This is a genomic window from Thioclava marina, assembly GCF_002020135.1.
In the GTDB taxonomy this organism is placed as follows: domain Bacteria; phylum Pseudomonadota; class Alphaproteobacteria; order Rhodobacterales; family Rhodobacteraceae; genus Thioclava; species Thioclava marina.
This window is the reverse complement of record NZ_MPZS01000003.1, coordinates 528,826-545,974: the sequence shown is the minus strand read 5'-3', so window position 1 is coordinate 545,974 and position 17,149 is coordinate 528,826. Positions and strand designations below refer to the sequence as shown.

18 protein-coding genes and 3 tRNA genes are annotated in these 17,149 nt (G+C 63.7%); 12 read left to right on the top strand and 9 right to left on the bottom strand.

From position 1 onward, the window contains the following. Positions 1–78 precede the first annotated feature (78 nt). The 7 genes from BMG00_RS16800 to BMG00_RS16770 all read left to right on the top strand — a co-directional run bounded on the left by BMG00_RS16800 (position 79) and on the right by BMG00_RS16770 (position 6,333). The gene (locus BMG00_RS16800; protein ID WP_078575188.1) at positions 79–1,005 is read left to right on the top strand and encodes a DMT family transporter; all 927 of its coding nucleotides are present in this window, start codon (positions 79–81) and stop codon (positions 1,003–1,005) included. A gap of 51 nt (positions 1,006–1,056) precedes the next feature. Beyond that, positions 1,057–1,911, top strand: coding sequence for an ATPase (locus tag BMG00_RS16795; protein WP_078575186.1), 855 nt, complete (start codon positions 1,057–1,059; stop codon positions 1,909–1,911). A 52-nt stretch (positions 1,912–1,963) separates the two neighbouring features. Beyond that, positions 1,964–2,884, top strand: a complete 921-nt coding sequence (locus tag BMG00_RS16790; protein ID WP_078575184.1) for a homoserine O-succinyltransferase — start codon at positions 1,964–1,966, stop codon at positions 2,882–2,884. Next, a complete protein-coding gene (locus BMG00_RS16785; protein ID WP_078575182.1) occupies positions 2,859–3,812 on the top strand; it encodes an alpha/beta fold hydrolase in 954 nt (317 codons plus the stop codon). Before BMG00_RS16790 ends, BMG00_RS16785 begins: the two co-directional genes overlap by 26 nt. Positions 3,813–3,968: 156 nt before the next feature. After that, positions 3,969–4,865, top strand: coding sequence for a polyphosphate kinase 2 (ppk2, locus tag BMG00_RS16780; RefSeq protein ID WP_078575180.1), 897 nt, complete (start codon positions 3,969–3,971; stop codon positions 4,863–4,865). Continuing rightward, positions 4,858–5,466: a TetR/AcrR family transcriptional regulator gene (locus tag BMG00_RS16775; protein ID WP_078530565.1), complete on the top strand. Its 609-nt coding sequence runs from the start codon at positions 4,858–4,860 to the stop codon at positions 5,464–5,466. The genes ppk2 and BMG00_RS16775 overlap by 8 nt, the downstream gene beginning before the upstream one ends. 24 nt (positions 5,467–5,490) lie before the next feature. Beyond that, a complete protein-coding gene (locus BMG00_RS16770; protein ID WP_078530566.1) occupies positions 5,491–6,333 on the top strand; it encodes a TPM domain-containing protein in 843 nt (280 codons plus the stop codon). Positions 6,334–6,399: 66 nt separating this feature from the next. Here BMG00_RS16770 and BMG00_RS16765 read toward each other — a convergent pair whose 3' ends face one another. After that, positions 6,400–7,008, bottom strand: a complete 609-nt coding sequence (locus tag BMG00_RS16765; RefSeq protein WP_158521759.1) for an outer membrane protein — start codon at positions 7,006–7,008, stop codon at positions 6,400–6,402. 238 nt (positions 7,009–7,246) lie between these two features. Here BMG00_RS16765 and BMG00_RS16760 point away from each other — a divergent pair, with 238 nt between their 5' ends. From BMG00_RS16760 to BMG00_RS16750, 3 genes are all read left to right on the top strand, one after another. Further along, on the top strand, positions 7,247–7,993 hold the full coding sequence (locus BMG00_RS16760; RefSeq protein ID WP_078575179.1) for an SDR family NAD(P)-dependent oxidoreductase: 747 nt from the start codon (positions 7,247–7,249) through the stop codon (positions 7,991–7,993). Positions 7,994–8,103: 110 nt separating this feature from the next. Continuing rightward, positions 8,104–8,193: transfer RNA gene (locus BMG00_RS16755), tRNA-Ser, on the top strand. 411 nt (positions 8,194–8,604) lie between these two features. Beyond that, positions 8,605–9,399, top strand: coding sequence for a glycosyl hydrolase (locus BMG00_RS16750; protein ID WP_245795073.1), 795 nt, complete (start codon positions 8,605–8,607; stop codon positions 9,397–9,399). Between the two features lie 108 nt (positions 9,400–9,507). Here the strand turns inward: BMG00_RS16750 and BMG00_RS16745 are convergent. The 4 genes from BMG00_RS16745 to BMG00_RS16730 form a co-directional block, all read right to left on the bottom strand. Next, positions 9,508–9,582 (bottom strand) — tRNA-Val (locus BMG00_RS16745). Positions 9,583–9,597: 15 nt separating this feature from the next. Beyond that, positions 9,598–9,960, bottom strand: coding sequence for an HU family DNA-binding protein (locus BMG00_RS16740; RefSeq protein WP_078575293.1), 363 nt, complete (start codon positions 9,958–9,960; stop codon positions 9,598–9,600). 182 nt (positions 9,961–10,142) lie between these two features. Then, on the bottom strand, positions 10,143–12,557 hold the full coding sequence (gene lon / locus BMG00_RS16735) for an endopeptidase La (protein WP_078530577.1): 2,415 nt from the start codon (positions 12,555–12,557) through the stop codon (positions 10,143–10,145). A gap of 221 nt (positions 12,558–12,778) precedes the next feature. Beyond that, positions 12,779–14,113: an ATP-binding protein gene (locus BMG00_RS16730; RefSeq protein WP_078575174.1), complete on the bottom strand. Its 1,335-nt coding sequence runs from the start codon at positions 14,111–14,113 to the stop codon at positions 12,779–12,781. 36 nt (positions 14,114–14,149) lie between these two features. Here BMG00_RS16730 and BMG00_RS16725 point away from each other — a divergent pair, with 36 nt between their 5' ends. Continuing rightward, on the top strand, positions 14,150–15,022 hold the full coding sequence (locus BMG00_RS16725) for an MBL fold metallo-hydrolase (protein ID WP_078575172.1): 873 nt from the start codon (positions 14,150–14,152) through the stop codon (positions 15,020–15,022). Between the two features lie 71 nt (positions 15,023–15,093). Beyond that, a tRNA-Asn gene (locus tag BMG00_RS16720) sits at positions 15,094–15,168 on the top strand. A 649-nt stretch (positions 15,169–15,817) separates the two neighbouring features. Here BMG00_RS16720 and BMG00_RS16715 read toward each other — a convergent pair. Genes BMG00_RS16715 through BMG00_RS16700 form a run of 4 tightly spaced genes read right to left on the bottom strand, consistent with a single transcriptional unit; the run spans position 15,818 to position 17,145 of the window. Then, positions 15,818–16,018, bottom strand: coding sequence for a hypothetical protein (locus tag BMG00_RS16715; RefSeq protein ID WP_078575171.1), 201 nt, complete (start codon positions 16,016–16,018; stop codon positions 15,818–15,820). Next, the gene (locus tag BMG00_RS16710) at positions 16,011–16,313 is read right to left on the bottom strand and encodes a hypothetical protein (RefSeq protein WP_146642682.1); all 303 of its coding nucleotides are present in this window, start codon (positions 16,311–16,313) and stop codon (positions 16,011–16,013) included. The genes BMG00_RS16715 and BMG00_RS16710 overlap by 8 nt, the downstream gene beginning before the upstream one ends. Continuing rightward, positions 16,310–16,699, bottom strand: coding sequence for a hypothetical protein (locus BMG00_RS16705; protein WP_146642680.1), 390 nt, complete (start codon positions 16,697–16,699; stop codon positions 16,310–16,312). Before BMG00_RS16705 ends, BMG00_RS16710 begins: the two co-directional genes overlap by 4 nt. Continuing rightward, positions 16,696–17,145, bottom strand: a complete 450-nt coding sequence (locus BMG00_RS16700; protein WP_211274154.1) for a DUF5681 domain-containing protein — start codon at positions 17,143–17,145, stop codon at positions 16,696–16,698. Before BMG00_RS16700 ends, BMG00_RS16705 begins: the two co-directional genes overlap by 4 nt. Between the last annotated feature and the right edge of the window lie 4 nt (positions 17,146–17,149).

The following is a 17,149-nucleotide window of genomic DNA, read 5'->3' as shown; positions in this document are numbered from 1 at the left end:
CCTCGCGCGGGGCTTTTTCTTGACCAATGAGCAAAATCCGGGTGGCGCGGGACGCGGCTCGGGCTTATCGCTCGGGGCATGAAACAGACGCCCGATCCCCTCTCGATCTCTCCGCTCGCCTGGGCGCTCCTTGGTGGGCTCGCCCTGATCTGGGGTTCGTCCTTCCTGAGCAACCGCGCCGCGCTCGAAGGCGCAGGCGTGGCCACCGTGGTCTTCCTGCGCGTCTTGGGAGGCGCGGTCTTGCTCTGGATCTGGGTCGCGGTGCGAAACCTGCCGGTCCCACGCGATCCGCGCTATCTCGGGCGGTTCCTGATCATGGGGCTTCTCAACAACGCCATTCCCTTTTCCCTGATCGTCTGGGGGCAGAAACATATCGATAGCGGCCTCGCCTCGATCCTCAACGCCTCCACCGCCATCTTCGGCGCGCTGATCGCGGCCCTTGTCTTTGCGGACGAGCGGCTGAGCCCGCGCAAGATGACCGGCATCGCGATCGGCTTTGCTGGCGTCGTGGTGGCAATCGGGCCGGATGCGTTGCGAGGCTTTGACCTCACATCGGCAGGTCAGCTTGCGATCCTTGGCGCCTCGTTGAGCTACGGGTTCGCAGGCGCCTATGCGCGATTTGCGATCAAGGGGTTACGACCCGAAGTTGCTGCGGCCGGGATGCTCACGGGTGGAGCGATCTGGACCCTGCCGATCCTTCTGATCACCGAGGGCATGCCGAGCCTAGACTACGCGCCCTCGGTCTGGTTTGCGATGCTCTGGCTCGGCTTTGGCTGCTCCGCTCTGGCCTACCTGCTCTATTACCGCATCCTTGCGCTTGCGGGCGCGGCCAATCTGGCACTCGTGACGCTGCTGATCCCGCCGGTTGCCATCGTCGCGGGCTGGGCGGTCTATGACGAGCGCCTCGGATGGGCCGAGGGCGCGGGCTTTCTGCTGCTCGCGCTGGGGCTGATGATCCTCAATCGCCGCCCGAGCAAACGCGTCGCACCCGCCAAAACCCCGTGACGCGCCCGCGCGCGCAGGCTAAACCGGGGCCAAAGACCAATGAGGAACCGGATGATCTATTCCAATCGCGCAGAGTGGCTGGGCGCCGAAAAGAAGCGCGTCGCGCTCTTTGGCATGTCGGGGCTGGGCAAGACCTGGGCGGCGAACCTGCTGCGTGACGAGGGGTGGTTTCACTACTCCGTCGATTACCGCATCGGCACGCGCTACATGGGCGAGTATATCGCTGACAACTTCAAGCGCGAGGCGATGAAGAACCCCTTCCTCGCCGAACTTCTGCTGTCGGACTCGGTCTATATCGCCTCGAACATCACCTTCGAGAACCTCGCGCCGCTCTCGACCTATCTTGGCAAGCCCGGCGATCCGGCCAAGGGCGGCCTGCCCTTTGACGAATATCTGCACCGCCAGACCCAGCATCGCGAGGCCGAGATGGCGGCGCTGCTCGACACGAAGCATTTCATCGAGCGCGCCGAGGACATCTACGGCATCGGCAATTTCCTGTGCGATTCCGGTGGTTCGATCTGCGAGGTGGTCGATCCCGAAGACCCCGAGGACCCGATCCTCACCGCGCTGTCGCAAAATTTGCTGATGGTTTGGATCGAGGGCTCGGACGCACATACCGAAGAGCTGGTGAAACGTTTCGACCGGGCGCCGAAGCCGATGTATTATCAGCCGCAGTTCCTCGCCGCGAAATGGACCGAATATCGTGACCTGAAAGGCGTCGCCGAGGACAAGGTCGATCCCGATGACTTCGTGCGCTGGACCTATGCGCAGGCGCTCGCCCATCGTCAGCCGCGCTATGCGGCGATGGCAGAAAACTGGGGGGTGAAGATCCGCGCCGAGGATCTTTACCTTGTCCGCAACGGAAAAGATTTTACATCGCTGATCGCGGATACGCTTCCCGTCTGAGGCGTGCCGCGACGACTTTACTTGAACTTCGACCCGCAAGAGACTGAAAACAATGCCGATCACGCTTCCTGAGAACCTCCCCGCCTTCGACATCCTGTCGCGGGAAGGCGTGATGGTGATGACGCCCGAACGCGCGATGCGTCAGGAAATCCGGCCCTTGCGCATCGGGTTGCTGAACCTGATGCCGAAAAAGATCCAGACCGAGAACCAGTTCGCCCGGCTCATCGGCGCGACCCCGATCCAGATCGATTTCCAGCTGATCCGGATCACCGACCACCAGACGCGCAACACCGCGGCCGAGCACATGGAAGAGTTCTACCGGCCCTTCGAGGAGGTCGCGGCGACGGGCGAAAAGTTCGACGGGCTCATCATCACCGGCGCCCCGATCGAACATTTGCCTTTCGAAGAAGTGACTTACTGGGAAGAGCTCACTCGGATCCTCGAGTGGACGCAAAGCCATGTCTTCTCCACTTTCGGCGTCTGCTGGGGGGGCATGGCGATGGCCTATCACTTCCACGGCGTGAAAAAACACATGCTCGATCACAAGGCCTTCGGTTGCTTCCGACATCGCAATTGCGCGCCCGCCTCGCCCTACCTGCGGGGTTTCTCCGACGATCTGCTGATCCCGGTGAGCCGCTGGACCGAGATGAAACGCGACGAGCTGGAAGCCGCGGGCATGGTGACCTTGCTGCATTCGGACGAAACCGGCCCCTGTCTGGTCGAAGACCGCGCCCATCGCGCGCTCTATATCTTCAACCATTTCGAATATGACAGCGGCACGCTGAAGGAAGAATACGAACGCGACGTGGCGGCGGGAAAGCCGATCAACGTGCCGCTGAATTACTACCCTGACGACGATCCGAGCCGTGTGCCCACGAACCGGTGGAAGAGCCATGCCCACCTGCTCTACGGCAACTGGATCAACGAGATCTACCAGGGAACACCTTATGATCTGGAAGAGATTGGCCGCTAGTATCGCCCTCATCGCCCTCGCGCTCGGCGGGGCCACCTGGAGCGTCGCCTCCTGGCGCGCGAGCCGCGCCGAGGCCGCCTATCCGCCCGACGGGATCTTCGTCGAGGTCGGCGGCCAGCGCGTGCATATGGTCGTCATGGGCGCTCAGGGGCCGGATCTGGTCCTGATCCACGGCGCGTCGGGCTCGGCGCGCGCGCTGACCTTCGATCTCGCGCCGGAGCTGGCCAAGCGGTACCGCGTCTTCGTGCCCGACCGGCCGGGTTTCGGCTGGTCCGACCCGCTGGAGGGCGACTCGATCACCGCGCAGGCAGAGCTTCTCCAACGCGCCGTGGCCGAAGCCGGTGCCCGCGATCCGATCGTCCTTGGGCATTCCTATGGCGGGGCTGTCGCCATCGCCTGGGCGGTCACGCGACCCGGTACCCTGTCGGCGCTGGTTCCGGTGGCCGCCCCCTCGCAGACCTGGGAGGACCCGCTGCCAGCACTCTACCAGATCACTACGCCGCCGTTGGGCCAGGCGATCGCGGTGCCGCTGATCTCTGCCTGGACCCCCCCCGATCTCTTGCGCTCCGAGGTCGCCTCGGTCTTCGAGCCGCAAGACATGCCCGACGGCTATGCCGAGTGGTTCGGCCCCGGCATGACATTGCGCGCCCGGACGATGCGGGTGAATGCCCGCCAGCGCGCGTCGCTGAAAGACGAGATCGCGGCTCTAATACCGCATTACCCCGATCTCGACCTGCCGGTGATATCGCTTCATGGCTCTGCCGATATGATCGTGGGCGAGCAGATCCATGCCGTCCCCTTCACCCGCCAGGTCCCGGGGGCCGAACTGGTCTCTCTCCCGGGGGTCGGGCATATGTTGCCGCATGTCGCCCTGGAGGAAACCGTGGCCGCCGTCGACCGCGTCGCGGCCCGCCTCCACAACGACTGAGCAAGCGGAAGATTTGGGGTGGAACACAGGCCCCTCCCTTCTTCTTGACCCAAATATCTCCGCCGGAGGCATCGCCCCCGAACCAAAGGCGTCGCGTGCTGGCTTCTTGCGCCGCCCGCAACGCCACCCCATACTGCGCGAAACGAGGAGACGGCGATGGCCAAGGACAAGAACGAAACCCCCTTCGAGATCCCTTTCGTCGGCGATATCACTAAATTCCTCGAAACCGAGGCGCCGAAGGAAATTCGCGACGCGATCACGATGTCGGACAAGGATGATATCCTTTCCAAATCATACCCTTACGACGAAGAGTTGAAGGGCAAGAAATACGACCGCCACATGGAGGCGCTTCAGGTCGAGCTGGTCAAGATGTTCTGGGACGTCAAGGAGACCGGCAAGCGGCTCGCGGTGATCTTCGAGGGGCGCGACGCGGCCGGCAAGGGCGGGACGATCGGGCGGATGCGGGAGAACCTCAACCCGCGCTCGGCCTATGTCGTGGCGCTGCCCAAACCCACCGAGACCGAGGCCACGCAATGGTACTTCCAGCGCTATGTGGATTGGCTGCCCGCGGCGGGTCAGATCGCGATGTTCGACCGCTCGTGGTATAACCGCGGCGTGGTCGAGCATGTCTTCGGCTTCTGCACGCCCCAGCAGCGCGAGCATTTCTTCCACCAGCTCCCCGATTTCGAGAAGATGCTGGTCGAGGACGGGGTGACGCTGGCCAAGCTCTGGCTCAACGTGGACCGTGCCGAACAGCTGCGCCGTTTCCTCGCGCGCGAGAGCGACCCGCTCAAGCAATGGAAGCTGAGCTGGATCGATGTCGAGGGCCTCAAGCGCTGGGACGCCTATTCCGCCGCGATCCAGGAGACACTGGAGCGTTCGGACAGCAAACACGCACCTTGGACCGTGATCCGCTCGGACGACAAGAAGCGCGCGCGCATCGCGGCGATCCAGACGGTGCTGAACGCGGTCGATTACGCGCGCAAGGACAAGGATGCGATCGGCGAGATCGACAAGAAGATCTGCGGCGGCATCGACGTTCTGAATGTCTAAGCAAGGCTATCATCACGGCAACCTGCGTCAGGCGCTGGTGAGCGCCGCGCTGAAGCTGATCGAGGAAAAGGGCCCGACCGGGTTCACGCTTTCGGAGGCTGCGAAAAGCGCGGGCGTCACCCCGGCCGCAGTCTATCGCCATTTCGCCGGCCGCGAGGATCTGATCGCGGAATGCGCGCGTCAGGGATACTTGATCTTCGGTGACCTCCTGGAACACGCTTGGCATGAGGGAAAACCTTCGGCTCTGGCAGCGTTTTCCTCGGTCGGGCGGGCCTATCTGGCTTTCGCGAAGAAATATCCCGGTCACTACATGGCGATGTTCGAAAGCGGCATCTCGCCCAACCGCTCGCCCGAGATTTCCGCCGTGGCCTCGAAATCCAGCGCCGCGATGGAGCGGGCGACGCGCGCGCTGATGGAACATGTCCCGCCAGAAAAACGCCCGCCCGCGGCGATGGTGGCCGCCCATATCTGGGCGATGAGCCATGGTGTGGTCGAGCTGTACGCGCGCGAGGGCAACCGCTCCCCCTTCGCGCCCGAGGATCTGCTCGAAAGCGGGATCGGGGTTTACCTGCGCGGGTTGGGGCTCATCCCGCCGGGGTGACGCCCTCCAGGCACTGGAGGTATCATGCGCTTCGTTCTGACCTTTGTTCTGATCCTCTGGGCCGGCCTTGCAGCAGCGACGCCCTACCCCGCCTATGAAACCCTCGGGGTCAATGATTTCGCGAATGTCCTGGCGCCCGCGCAAAGCGATGCGCTCGATGCGAAGCTGTCCGAGCTGCGTGAAAAGACCGGGATCGAGTTCACCGTGCTCACCCTGCCGACGCGCTCCGATTACGACCCCGCGCCCTCCCTGGAGAGCTTCGCGACGCGGCTTTTCAACGGCTGGGGGATCGGAAATGCCGAGCGCAATGACGGCATCCTGTTGATGGTGCTGGTGCAGGATCGCGAGGTGCGCATCGAACTCGGCTCTGGCTACAGCCCCGAATACGACATCCCCGCGCAGGATATCATCCGCACCGTGATCCTGCCCGCGTTTCGCGACGGCGATCTGCCCACCGGCATCCTCGCGGGCAGCGACGAGATCATCACCCGGATCGCCGATCGCTGGGCGCAAGGTCTGCCGCCGCAGCCGTCGCCCGACCGGGCAGAAGGGGTTCTCGACAAGATCCTGCGCTACGCGGTGTTTGTCGTCTTCGGGCTCGCCGCGGCCGTGATCTTGCTCGGACGCCGATTGCGCGGGCGGTTCACGCGGTGTCCAAATTGCGGCCGTCGCGGCCTCGATGTCACGCGCGAGATCAGCACGCAGGCCACCCGGAAAACGACCGGTCAGGGCGTCTGGATCCGCCGCTGTCCGCATTGCGGCTGGACCGGGCGCGAGAGTTTCACGATCCCTACGCGCGGCCGATCTTCGGGCGGGAGTTTCGGTGGAGGTCACTCCTCCGGCGGCGGGGCCAGCGGGCGCTGGTAGCCGCGCATGAAAACGGGCAGAGACCATCGCCTCCGCCCGCCAATCTTGCTTTCAGATCGCCGAGGATCAGAACTTGTAGGACGCCGTCAGCGCGAGCGTCGTGGTGTTCAGATCGTTCGTGGTACCGTCGAAGTTGTTGCCGATGCGATGATCGAGCTCACCACCCACCGACCACTTGTCGTTGATGGCATATTTCATGCCCAGACCGACCAGCGGCACGGTATCCGAGTAGCTGGTGCCACCCACTTCGGCATCCACGTAGGAGGCGCCGAGCGTGCCGTAGAACAGCATGTTCTGGTAGGGAACGCCGCCGATCGCCTTGAGATCGGTCATGCTCTTGACCTTGGCGGTGGTCGTGGTTTCGCCGTCGTTGATCGTCTCTTTCAGGTTCGCGGCGTTATAGGCCAGCTCGCCACCGAGGACGAAATTGCCGAAATCCTTGAGGTAGCCGCCGTGGATACCGCCCACGACACCATCGGCCTCGATCGCGTCCTGCGCCTTGCCGTAGCCCAGCTGGGCACCGCCATAGAAGCCGCTCCAGTTGTAGTTGGCCGGAGCAACAACGACCGGTGCGGGCGTCACGACCGCCTCGGTCTGCGGAGCGGTATACCCGCCCGCCAGCGCCGCCGTGCCGGTCAGCGCCAGAATGCTCGAAGTCACGATAATCCGTTTCATGTTTCTCTCTCCTGTCTGAGGGTTCATCCCTCGTTCGAGATGTTTGGATCAGATCCGTTGCACGGACCTATGCTTCCTAAATTCACAGTCAATGCACCCGGTTCCGAGGCTCGGCGGGGACTTGCCGAAATGTGATCAATCCAGCGCTTTTCTGCGCATGTGAAAGCCTCTGCAATGACTGGACAAAAGACTGCGCGAGAGAGATTATTGAACATATGTTCATTTCTGGGAGGATCACATGGAGTTGACGGCACTCAGGGCGGTGGTGACAGGCGGGGCCTCAGGTCTCGGCGCGGCAACGGCACGCCATCTCGCCGAGTCGGGGGCAAAGGTCACGATTTTCGACCGTGACCGCGCTCAGGGCGAAACGATGGCGGGCGAGATCGGCGCGACCTTCGCCGAGGTCGACGTGACCTCCGAGGAGAGCGTCGCCGCCGGAATCGCCGTGGCGGTCGCGGCGATGGGCGGAATCGACGCGCTGGTCAATTGCGCGGGCATCGCCACGGGTGAACGCGTGGTGGGGCGTGACGGTCCGCACCGGCTCGAGAGCTTCCGGCGCACGATCGACATCAACCTCGTCGGCTCATTCAACGTGCTGCGCCTTGCCGCCGCCGAGATGGCAAAAAACGAGGGCCCCGAGCGCGGCGTGATCATCAACACCGCTTCCATCGCTGCATTCGACGGGCAGAAGGGCCAGGCCGCCTACGCAGCGTCCAAGGGCGGTATCGCAGGGATGACCCTGCCGCTCGCGCGCGATCTGGCCACGCAAGGTGTCCGTGTCTGCGCCATCGCGCCGGGGATTTTCGGGACACCGATGATGAAAGGCTTGCCGCAGGATGTGCAGGACAGCCTCGCCGCCGAGGTCACCTTCCCCAAACGCCTCGGAGAGCCGACCGAATACGCCGAACTGGCCGGTTTCATCATCCGCTCGGGTTATCTCAACGGAGAGGTGATCCGCCTCGACGGCGCGCTGCGGATGCGCTGATCCCCGAGAAAAACGCCCCGCGCGAACGCTTGCAAAAAATTTCCGAAAAACGGGTTGCAAGCCACCGCGCGGGGCGATAAATCCCGCTCTACCAAAACGACCACCGATGCGGAGAGGTGCCGGAGCGGTCGAACGGGGCGGTCTCGAAAACCGTTGTGGGTGTGAGCCCACCCAGGGTTCGAATCCCTGTCTCTCCGCCACTTCCCCTCACTCGTCCTGGGCATTCGCATTGGCGCGTCGCGCTTGGCACCTGCATCGCTCTAACGAAGCGCTGCGGAGGCATTGTTGGCTGCCTGCCTCATTGGGAAAATTGGGCCGATTCAACCAAGTTGCATCATGAATTGCAGGGGAATCGCGACTACCTCGGGAGACCGCGGCAGTTCCCATCACCCACAGCCACTCGTGGACGACGCCCTGACGCCCCACCAGAACTTGTGTCCTGCCTGATTTCCGGGCATTCCGCACCCCCGAGTCGGCGGGATCTTGCACGTCCGCTCGGCGCTCCGCAATTTCGCCTCAAAATCGGCAGAATTGCCCGCTAGGGTTGCAAAAAACGTGAGAGGCGACGTCGGCGGATGATCAGGCAATTCCTTTTGGCAGGACTCATGCTCATGCCCATGCAATCGAATGCGGCGCGGATCGGTGTCGGTGCCTGGGAAAATGCCAGCTACACGATGATCAACTGGATCGAGAACGCGCCCGCGGTGAGCTGGTATTACAACTGGCGTCCCGATCAGATGTGGAGCAAGTCGAACGCCAACCGCTCGGTCGAATTCGTGCCGATGATCCGCGATGTGGCAGATGTGAATGCCCGGATCGTGTCGGATACGCCGGTGCGCACGCTTCTCGGCTTCAACGAACCCGACAACGCAGATCTGAAAGCGGGCAGCGCGATCTCGGTCGCGAAGGCGATCAAGCTCTGGCCGAAACTCGAAGCGCGCGGGCTGCGCCTTGGTAGCCCCGCCACCACGCAAGACGGCACGCTCGGACCCAATTCCTGGCAGCGCCGTTTCATGGATGAGGTCGAGGTGCGCGGAATGCGGGTCGACTTCATGGCGGTGCATTACTATTCGACCAATGGCAACGTGGCCGAGTTCAAGCGGTGGCTCCAAAAGGTCCATGCCGAATACAAGCGCCCGATCTGGGTGACCGAATTCGCCTATGTCGACTGGAACCGGCCCGCCAAGGTCAGCTATGCGCAAAATGCGGCTTTTGCCGCAGCAGCGATCGAGATGATGGAGGGGCTGGCATTCATCGAGCGTCACGCCTGGTATGCCGCCAATCCCTATCAGTGGAACGGGCGCCAGCCGCAGATCAATCTCGTCAATGACAAGCTCGAGCCGACGCCGGTGGGCTATGCCTTTGACCGAACCGTGTCGCGCATCGGTCGCAAGCGAAGCCAGTAAGGCGAATTCGGGCGTACGCACCCTGCCCCAAACAGGTTCATTCCCGGCAGTGCGCGCGCGTGCAGCGCCGGGGCACACCCGTCGTTTCATAATGTGAAGGAGGGGGGATGGTGGGCGATGAGGGATTTGAACCCCCGACATCATCGATGTGAACGATGCGCTCTACCGCTGAGCTAATCGCCCTCCGTGGCGCGCGTTTTAGCGTCCCTCCCCGGGGTCCGCAAGAGGGTTTTGATCGCTTTTTTCAGACGCCCCCGCGTCAGTCGTATCCGCCCCCTTGCGGCGCAGCTTGACCACCAGGATCTCGTCGCCATTCTTCTCGAACTGGCGGTTGATCTTGAGCTTGCCAAGCGGCGGAATGTTGAGCTCTTCCCCCTCCGAGAGCGCCTCTCCCAGCACCTTCAGCACGGCCTCGGTCATCTGGCGCGCCTCGCCCTTCCTGACGCCGCCCTCGACCATGACGCGCTCCACGAAGCTCTTTTTCCGCAAGATGATGACCGGATCGGGCGCAGGCGCGGGTTGCGACGCAGGCGTGAGCGAGGCGGCAGATTTCGGGGCCATTTTGCGCTTCGTGCTCGGCCCTTTCGTTCGGCTGCGCGGTCTGGAGGTGCTGGGCGTGCTGCCCTTGGCCATTTCGGCTCCTGTTTTCGGCGCTTTTATAATAACTTAGCCATATCCGCACGAAAAAGCAAAACGCCCGTTGCGCGGGCAACGGGCGTTTCATTTGTCATCAGCGTGAGGGATCAGTGCGCGGTTGCGCCCTGCCCGTCCGTCTTGGCCGCCGCGGCAGCCGCAGCCGCGGCCTCCTCGGCTTCCTCATCCCAATGGACCGGCTCGGGCTGGCGCACCAGCGCGCGGGCCAGAACCTCTTTCACATGGGTGACGGGTACGATTTCGAGCCCTTCCTTCACGTTGTCGGGGATCTCGGCGAGGTCCTTCTCGTTCTCTTCGGGGATGAAGACGGTCTTGATGCCACCGCGCAGAGCCGCGAGCAGCTTCTCCTTCAACCCGCCGATCGGCATCGCATTGCCGCGCAAGCTGACCTCGCCGGTCATGGCGATATCCTTGCGCACCGGAATTCCGGTCAGCACCGAGACGATCGAGGTCACCATCGCCAGACCCGCCGAGGGGCCGTCCTTCGGGGTCGCCCCGTCCGGCACGTGAACGTGGATGTCCCACTTCTCGAAGCGCGGCGGCTTGATGCCGAATTCGGGCGCGACCGAGCGGACATAGCTCGACGCCGCGTCGATGGATTCCTTCATCACGTCGCCCAGCTTGCCGGTGGTCTTCATCCGGCCCTTGCCCGGCAGGCGCAACGCCTCGATCTGAAGCAGATCGCCACCAACGGAGGTCCAGGCCAGACCTGTCACCACGCCGACCTGGTCTTCCTTCTCGGCCAGACCGTAGCGGTAGCGCTTCACGCCCAGGTAGTCGCCAACCTTATCCTCGTCGATGGTGATCGACTTGACCTCGCCTTTCGACTTGATGATCTCGGTCACCGCCTTGCGGGCGAGCTTGGCGATCTCGCGCTCGAGGTTCCGCACACCTGCCTCGCGGGTGTAGTAGCGGATCACGTCGGTCAGGGCGCCATCGGTGATCGCGGTCTCGCCCTTCTTCAGCCCGTGCGATTTGATCTGCTTGGGGATCAGGTGCTGTTTCGCGATCTCGCGCTTCTCATCCTCGGTGTAGCCCGCGAGCGAGATGATCTCCATCCGGTCCAGAAGCGGGCCCGGCATGTTGTAGGAGTTCGCCGTGGTCAGGAACATCACGTTCGAGAGGTCGTATTCCACCTCAAGATAGTGATCGACGAAGGTCGCGTTCTGTTCGGGATCGAGCACTTCGAGCATGGCCGAGGCCGGGTCGCCACGGAAGTCCTGCCCCATCTTGTCGATCTCGTCGAGCAGGATGAGCGGGTTCGTGGTCTTCGCCTTTTTCAGCGCCTGGATGATCTTGCCCGGCATCGAGCCGATATAGGTCCGGCGGTGGCCGCGGATCTCGGATTCGTCACGCACGCCGCCGAGCGAGATGCGGATGAACTCGCGCCCCGTGGCTTTCGCGACCGAACGGCCGAGCGAGGTCTTACCCACGCCGGGCGGGCCGACGAGGCAGAGGATCGGGCCCTTCAGTTTGGCCGAACGCGCCTGCACCGCGAGATACTCGACGATGCGCTCCTTGACTTTCTCGAGGCCGTAGTGATCGGCGTTGAGGATCTCCTCCGCCTTGAGCAGATCCTTTTTCACGCGGGATTTGGTGCCCCACGGGATCGACAGCATCCAGTCGAGATAGTTGCGCACGACGGTGGCCTCGGCCGACATCGGCGACATCGACTTGAGCTTCTTCAGCTCGCCCTCGGCCTTCTCGCGCGCCTCTTTCGACAGCTTCGTGGCCTCGATGCGCGCTTCCAGCTCGGCGATCTCGTTCTGGCCGTCCTCGCCATCGCCGAGTTCCTTCTGAATGGCCTTCATCTGCTCATTCAGGTAGTACTCGCGCTGGGTCTTCTCCATCTGCGTCTTCACGCGCGACTTGATCTTCTTCTCGACCTGCAGAACCGAGACCTCGCCCTGCATCAGCCCGTAGACCTTCTCGAGGCGCTCGGAGACGTTGAGCGTTTCCAGAAGCTCCTGCTTCTGCTCCACCTCGAGGCCCAGATGGCCCGAGACGAGATCGGCGAGCTTGTCGGCCTCGGTAGCGTCGGCCACCGCCGAGAGCGCCTCTTCGGGGATATTCTTCTTGATCTTCGCGTAGCGCTCGAACTCCTCGGCGACCGAGCGCAGCAGCGCACGGATCGTCTCGGTGTCGCCTTCGGTCTCGATCAGAGCCTCGGCCTCGGCTTCGAAATAGTTGTCGTTGGGCACGAAATCGGTGATGCGCACGCGGCTCTTGCCCTCGACGAGCACTTTCACGGTGCCATCGGGCAGTTTGAGCAGTTGCAACACATTGGCGAGCACGCCCACGCGGAAGATCCCGTCAGTGTCAGGGTCGTCCTGCGAGGGGTCGATCTGGCTCGCGAGCAAGATCTGACGGTCCTCGGCCATCACCTCTTCGAGCGCGCGCACGGATTTCTCGCGCCCGACGAAGAGCGGCACGATCATGTGGGGGAAGACCACGATGTCGCGCAGCGGCAGGACCGGATGGGTGACTGAGGTGAATTCGGTCATCGGCGTTCCTTTTCTGGCAGAAGGGTCCGGCCCCGATTTTCGGCAGCCACGTCCCTTCCCTGTTCAACCCAATATCTAGGAGGCGTATGGCGCCCATTCAACTAGGCCATGTCACTCACTCGTCACAATGCGCGTCCCACGCACGGGTCGCAAGAGCGGATCGGGAGATAGCGGAAAGGCGCTCCGCAGGCCAGCGAAAGGGTTGGGTGCGCGGCCAGCGGTCAGCGCGGCAGGATCATTTCGGCCATCAATCCGCCAAGCCGTTCGGAATGCCCGAGTTTCAGCGACCCGCCATGGCTGCGCAGGATGTCGGCGGCGATCGAAAGCCCCAGACCCACGCCCTGCCCGCGATCCTGATTGCGCGCAGGATCGAGCCGGGTGAAGGGCCGCATCGCCTCGTCGCGCCGCTCCGGCGCGATGCCGGGCCCGTCGTCATGAACCGCGATTCGCCATCCCGTCTTGCCGATCGAGACCGTCACCTCTGCGCGCTCGCCATACCGATTGGCATTGCCGATAAGGTTTTCAAAGGCGCGGCGCAGCGCATCGGGCCGGAAAGTCGCGGTCTCGCCCCCCTCGCAGCCGACAAGCGTGACCTTTTGGCCCGCGCGCTGCGCATCCTCGACGACACCGCGCACGAAACCGCAAATCTCCAGCGTCTCGGGATTGCCCTGCGTCGCCCCTTCGCGGGCGAAATCGAGAAAGGCGTCGACGAGGCGGCCCATCTCGTCGACATCGCGCTCCATCGCCTCGACATCCGGGCTCTCGGGCATCATCGAGAGCGCCAGCCGCAGCCGCGTCAGCGGCGTGCGCAGGTCATGGCTCACCCCCGAGAGCATCAGCGTGCGCTGTTCGATCTGTCGCTCGATGCGCGCACGCATGTCGAGGAAGGCCGAACCAGCCGAACGCACCTCGGTGGCCCCCGACACCCGATAATCCACGTTGCGCCCCTTGCCGAATGCCTCGGCGGCCCGCGCGAGCCGCAGGATCGGCCGCAACTGGTTGCGCAGGAACAGATAGGCGATCAGCGTCATCAGGATCGACACGAAGACCATCAGCACCAGCAACTGATGCGGGTTCGAAGCCGAGACCCGCCCCCGCGGAAAGATCACCGACAAAAGCCCCTTCGGGGTCTCGAGCGCCACCGCGACCTTGTTGTCATCGCTCACAAGATCGATCGAGCGGATCGCGGGCAGGTTCTCGTGCAGGGTCGAGAGCACGACGATCCCGGTCAAGTCGAGAAACTTGCGCCGGTCACCGCGGTTTTTCGCCACCGAAGCGGGAGCGGGCAGCACGGTGATGAATCCAAGCGCTTCGTCGAGTTCTGCAAGGCGCTCGCGTGCGGCCTCGATCGTCGCGGCCTTCGTCACCACCTGATCGAGCAGGACGATCTCGCGCACCATGCCCTCGGTCATCTGCCGCGTGACGCGTTCGAAATGACGCTGGATGAAGACGACCGAGACGACGAGCTGGATCGTGACGACCGGCAAAATGAGGATCAGCGCGGCCCGCCCGTAAAGCCCGCGCGGCATCACCTGTTTGAGCCAGCGAAAATTCATGGCAGAACCCTAGCGTCGGCCAAAGCGGAGGGAAAGATGGAAGAACTCGAGCCGGGCCTGCGGCGGATCGTGGCGCCCAACCCCTCGCCGATGACCTATACGGGCACCTGCAGCTACGTGATCGGGACCGGTGCGGTCGGTGTGGTCGATCCCGGCCCGGCCGACCCCGCGCATCTTCAGGCGATTCTCGACGGTCTCGCGCGGGGCGAGCGCATCAGCCATATCCTCGTGACCCATGCCCATCTCGACCATTCTCCCGGCGCCCGGCTTCTTGCCGACGCAACGGGCGCCCCGGTTCTGGCCTTCGGGCCGCCCGAGGCCGGTCGCTCGCCGATCATGGCCGAATTGGCCGCGGCCGGCATGGCGGGCGGCGGCGAAGGCGTCGATCACGGGTTTCACCCCGACGAGCCACTCGGCGATGGCGAAACGCTGTCGCATGGCGACTGGCAGGTCACCGCGCTGCATACGCCGGGCCATTTCTGCAATCATCTGAGTTTCGTGCTGGGCGATGCGGTGCTCACCGGCGATGTGGTGATGGGATGGTCCTCGACGCTGATCTCTCCCCCGGATGGAGATCTGAGCGATTACTACCTCTCTCTGGAGCGTATCGACGCACTCACCCCCCGCATCCTCTACCCCGGCCACGGCGCGCCCGTTTCGGACCCGCGCGGGCTCATTTCCGAGCAGCGCGCCCATCGCGAGTCCCGAAGCGTCCAGATCCTGGAAAACTTGCGCCGGCGGCCTGCGACGCCCCACGCCCTCACGCAAGCCATCTACACCGATATCCCGCCCGCCCTCCTGCCCGCAGCCGAGCGAAACGTCTTCGCCCATCTCGTTGAAATGACGCAACAAACCCTGGTGACCCCTGCCCCACACCTGCATCCCAAGGCGCTGTTTTCGCTGACGTGACGAAAGGATGAATTTTTTCGCAAGAACCCTCTGGACAACCCAATTCGAGCTTTCTATACACCCCCTCGTGTTCCGGCGTAGCTCAGCGGTAGAGCAGTTGACTGTTAATCAATTGGTCGTAGGTTCGATCCCTACCGCCGGAGCCAAAAATCCCAATAAAAACAGCTACATACCGAGACCGCCACTGGCGGTCTTTGTAGTTCTAGACCTACCCCATAAGCAGGTCATAAGCACACGCGGCCACGCTGACTCGTTCAACAAAAAAGCGCCCCGAAACCCATGTTCCCGAGGCGCTTACAGGTCACGGGGAAAGGAGATACCCCGCCCTGACTGCGGCTGTTGCGTTTAACGAGGGACTGAACCGCTATGCCTCGGGCGGTTGGCGAGACCGCACCGTCGCTGCCACTCCGCGCGACGGTTATGGTGTTCGTCTCTGCCCCTTCGGGGGCGCTTTGCACTCGCCACACAGGCGTTGGCGGGTGGTGTCCTCACTCCAGAAAGGCTTGGCGCAGCACATGCACACGCGCCAGCCGACTTTCCTCACTACGCGCGGCGGGTTGTGGTCCAGATCAAGGACAGCTTCCCGTCGCTTGCCACCGTCGAAGCGCCATGCCTCGAACCCCGGTTCAGCGAAACCCGACGACCCCCGATTTGCGCCGTTTGCAGCGCGGGCTTGGGGTTTCGCGCGGCTACCCCCTTGAGCCACCCCGGCCAGCGGCTGTGCGCCGCGCTGTGCCGGGGCTGCGGGCGCGGTGCGCCCCTCGCGCCATGCCACCAGCCATGCAGGTTCGTCCGTCAGCACAGCTTCTCGCGCTCCCACCGTTCGAGGTGCGGAAGCGGAAAGTCGCGGTCCAGCACCCCGGCCTCCATGTCCCGGCGCACCTGCTCAGCGAAGGCGTCGAAGCTGCCGTAGGCCTTGGCGATGCGCGAGAGCTTGGGTGCGCGTGCTGCTTCAAGCCGAGCGACACGGGTCAGTAGTGACCGTGCGCTACTCATCGTCCGCCTCGCCCTTGAACACCTTGAGCGCGGCACCGAGGCACAGCGCGGCAGCAAGGTTGGCGTCTTTGTGGGCTTGCCGATCCCGCCCCGCGCCCGCGTGCAGTTCCCGCAGCGCGCGCATGTCGGCGGGCTGCACGGAATGGTCAGGGTCGCGGATGCTGGATTCGTTCAGATATGCCCGCCCCATGTGGTAGGTGACGCGCCGGTCTTCCTCTGGCACCTGTGCCCGTCGCTGCGCGGGGGCATCCCATGAGCGACCCGTAAAGGGGAGTTCGTTCGGTTCGCGCCTCATTGCACCGCTCCAAGCCAGCGCAGAACGTCATAGGCATCCGCCATGACGTGTGGGTCGCGGCACGTCTCAAGCGCCGCAATGCAGTTGGCGCGGATTTGCTCGCGAAGCTCGGCGTACTCGTGCGGGGCGAGGCTGCTGATGCCACCGCTGATGCCGAGCAGCTTGCGCGCTTCCCTGCCGCTGAGGGCGAGCACCTTGACCGTGAACGGTCGCTCGCTGCGGACCTTCGCCAGTTCGTTGGCGCGCCGCACTGCGCGGTCGTAGACGGTGATCGGTTCATAGGCCAGCACCCGGTCGCCCAGAAGAGTGAGCACGAACAGGTCGCCATGCCCCGGTGCGAGGGTCGCCACCCGTCCCTGAAACATCGTCGCACAGCTTTCCATCATCGAATCTCCTTGGCTTCCAGAATTGCCAACCTGCTTTCGAGGTCTTCCAGCGCACGGATGTTGCCCAGCGCGCTGATTGCCTCGATGAGCTGCTTACCCACATCGGGCGCGAGCTGCCCGGTGCTGATAGCGAGCAACACTTGCTCGACCTGGGCGGCCAGCGGCAGCGAGGGGTCGAGGTCGAACTGGACGGTCTTCATCTGGCTGCGGAGCGATGGCACGATGCGCGACAGCACCAGCGCGGCGGCGCTCGGGTCGCCCTCGTGTGCCTTGGCGATAACGGCGTCGAGGATGCCATTCGCCTCGTCCAGCATCTTGTTCAGAAGCGCTTGCTGCTTCGACGGTCCCGGTGGGCGACCGCGAGGGTTGCCGCTCCGACCCGGAAGGAAGCGTCCATCCGGGCCGTGGGTCGGCTCATGTGGTTCGGTCTGGTTTTCGTCAGTCATGGCA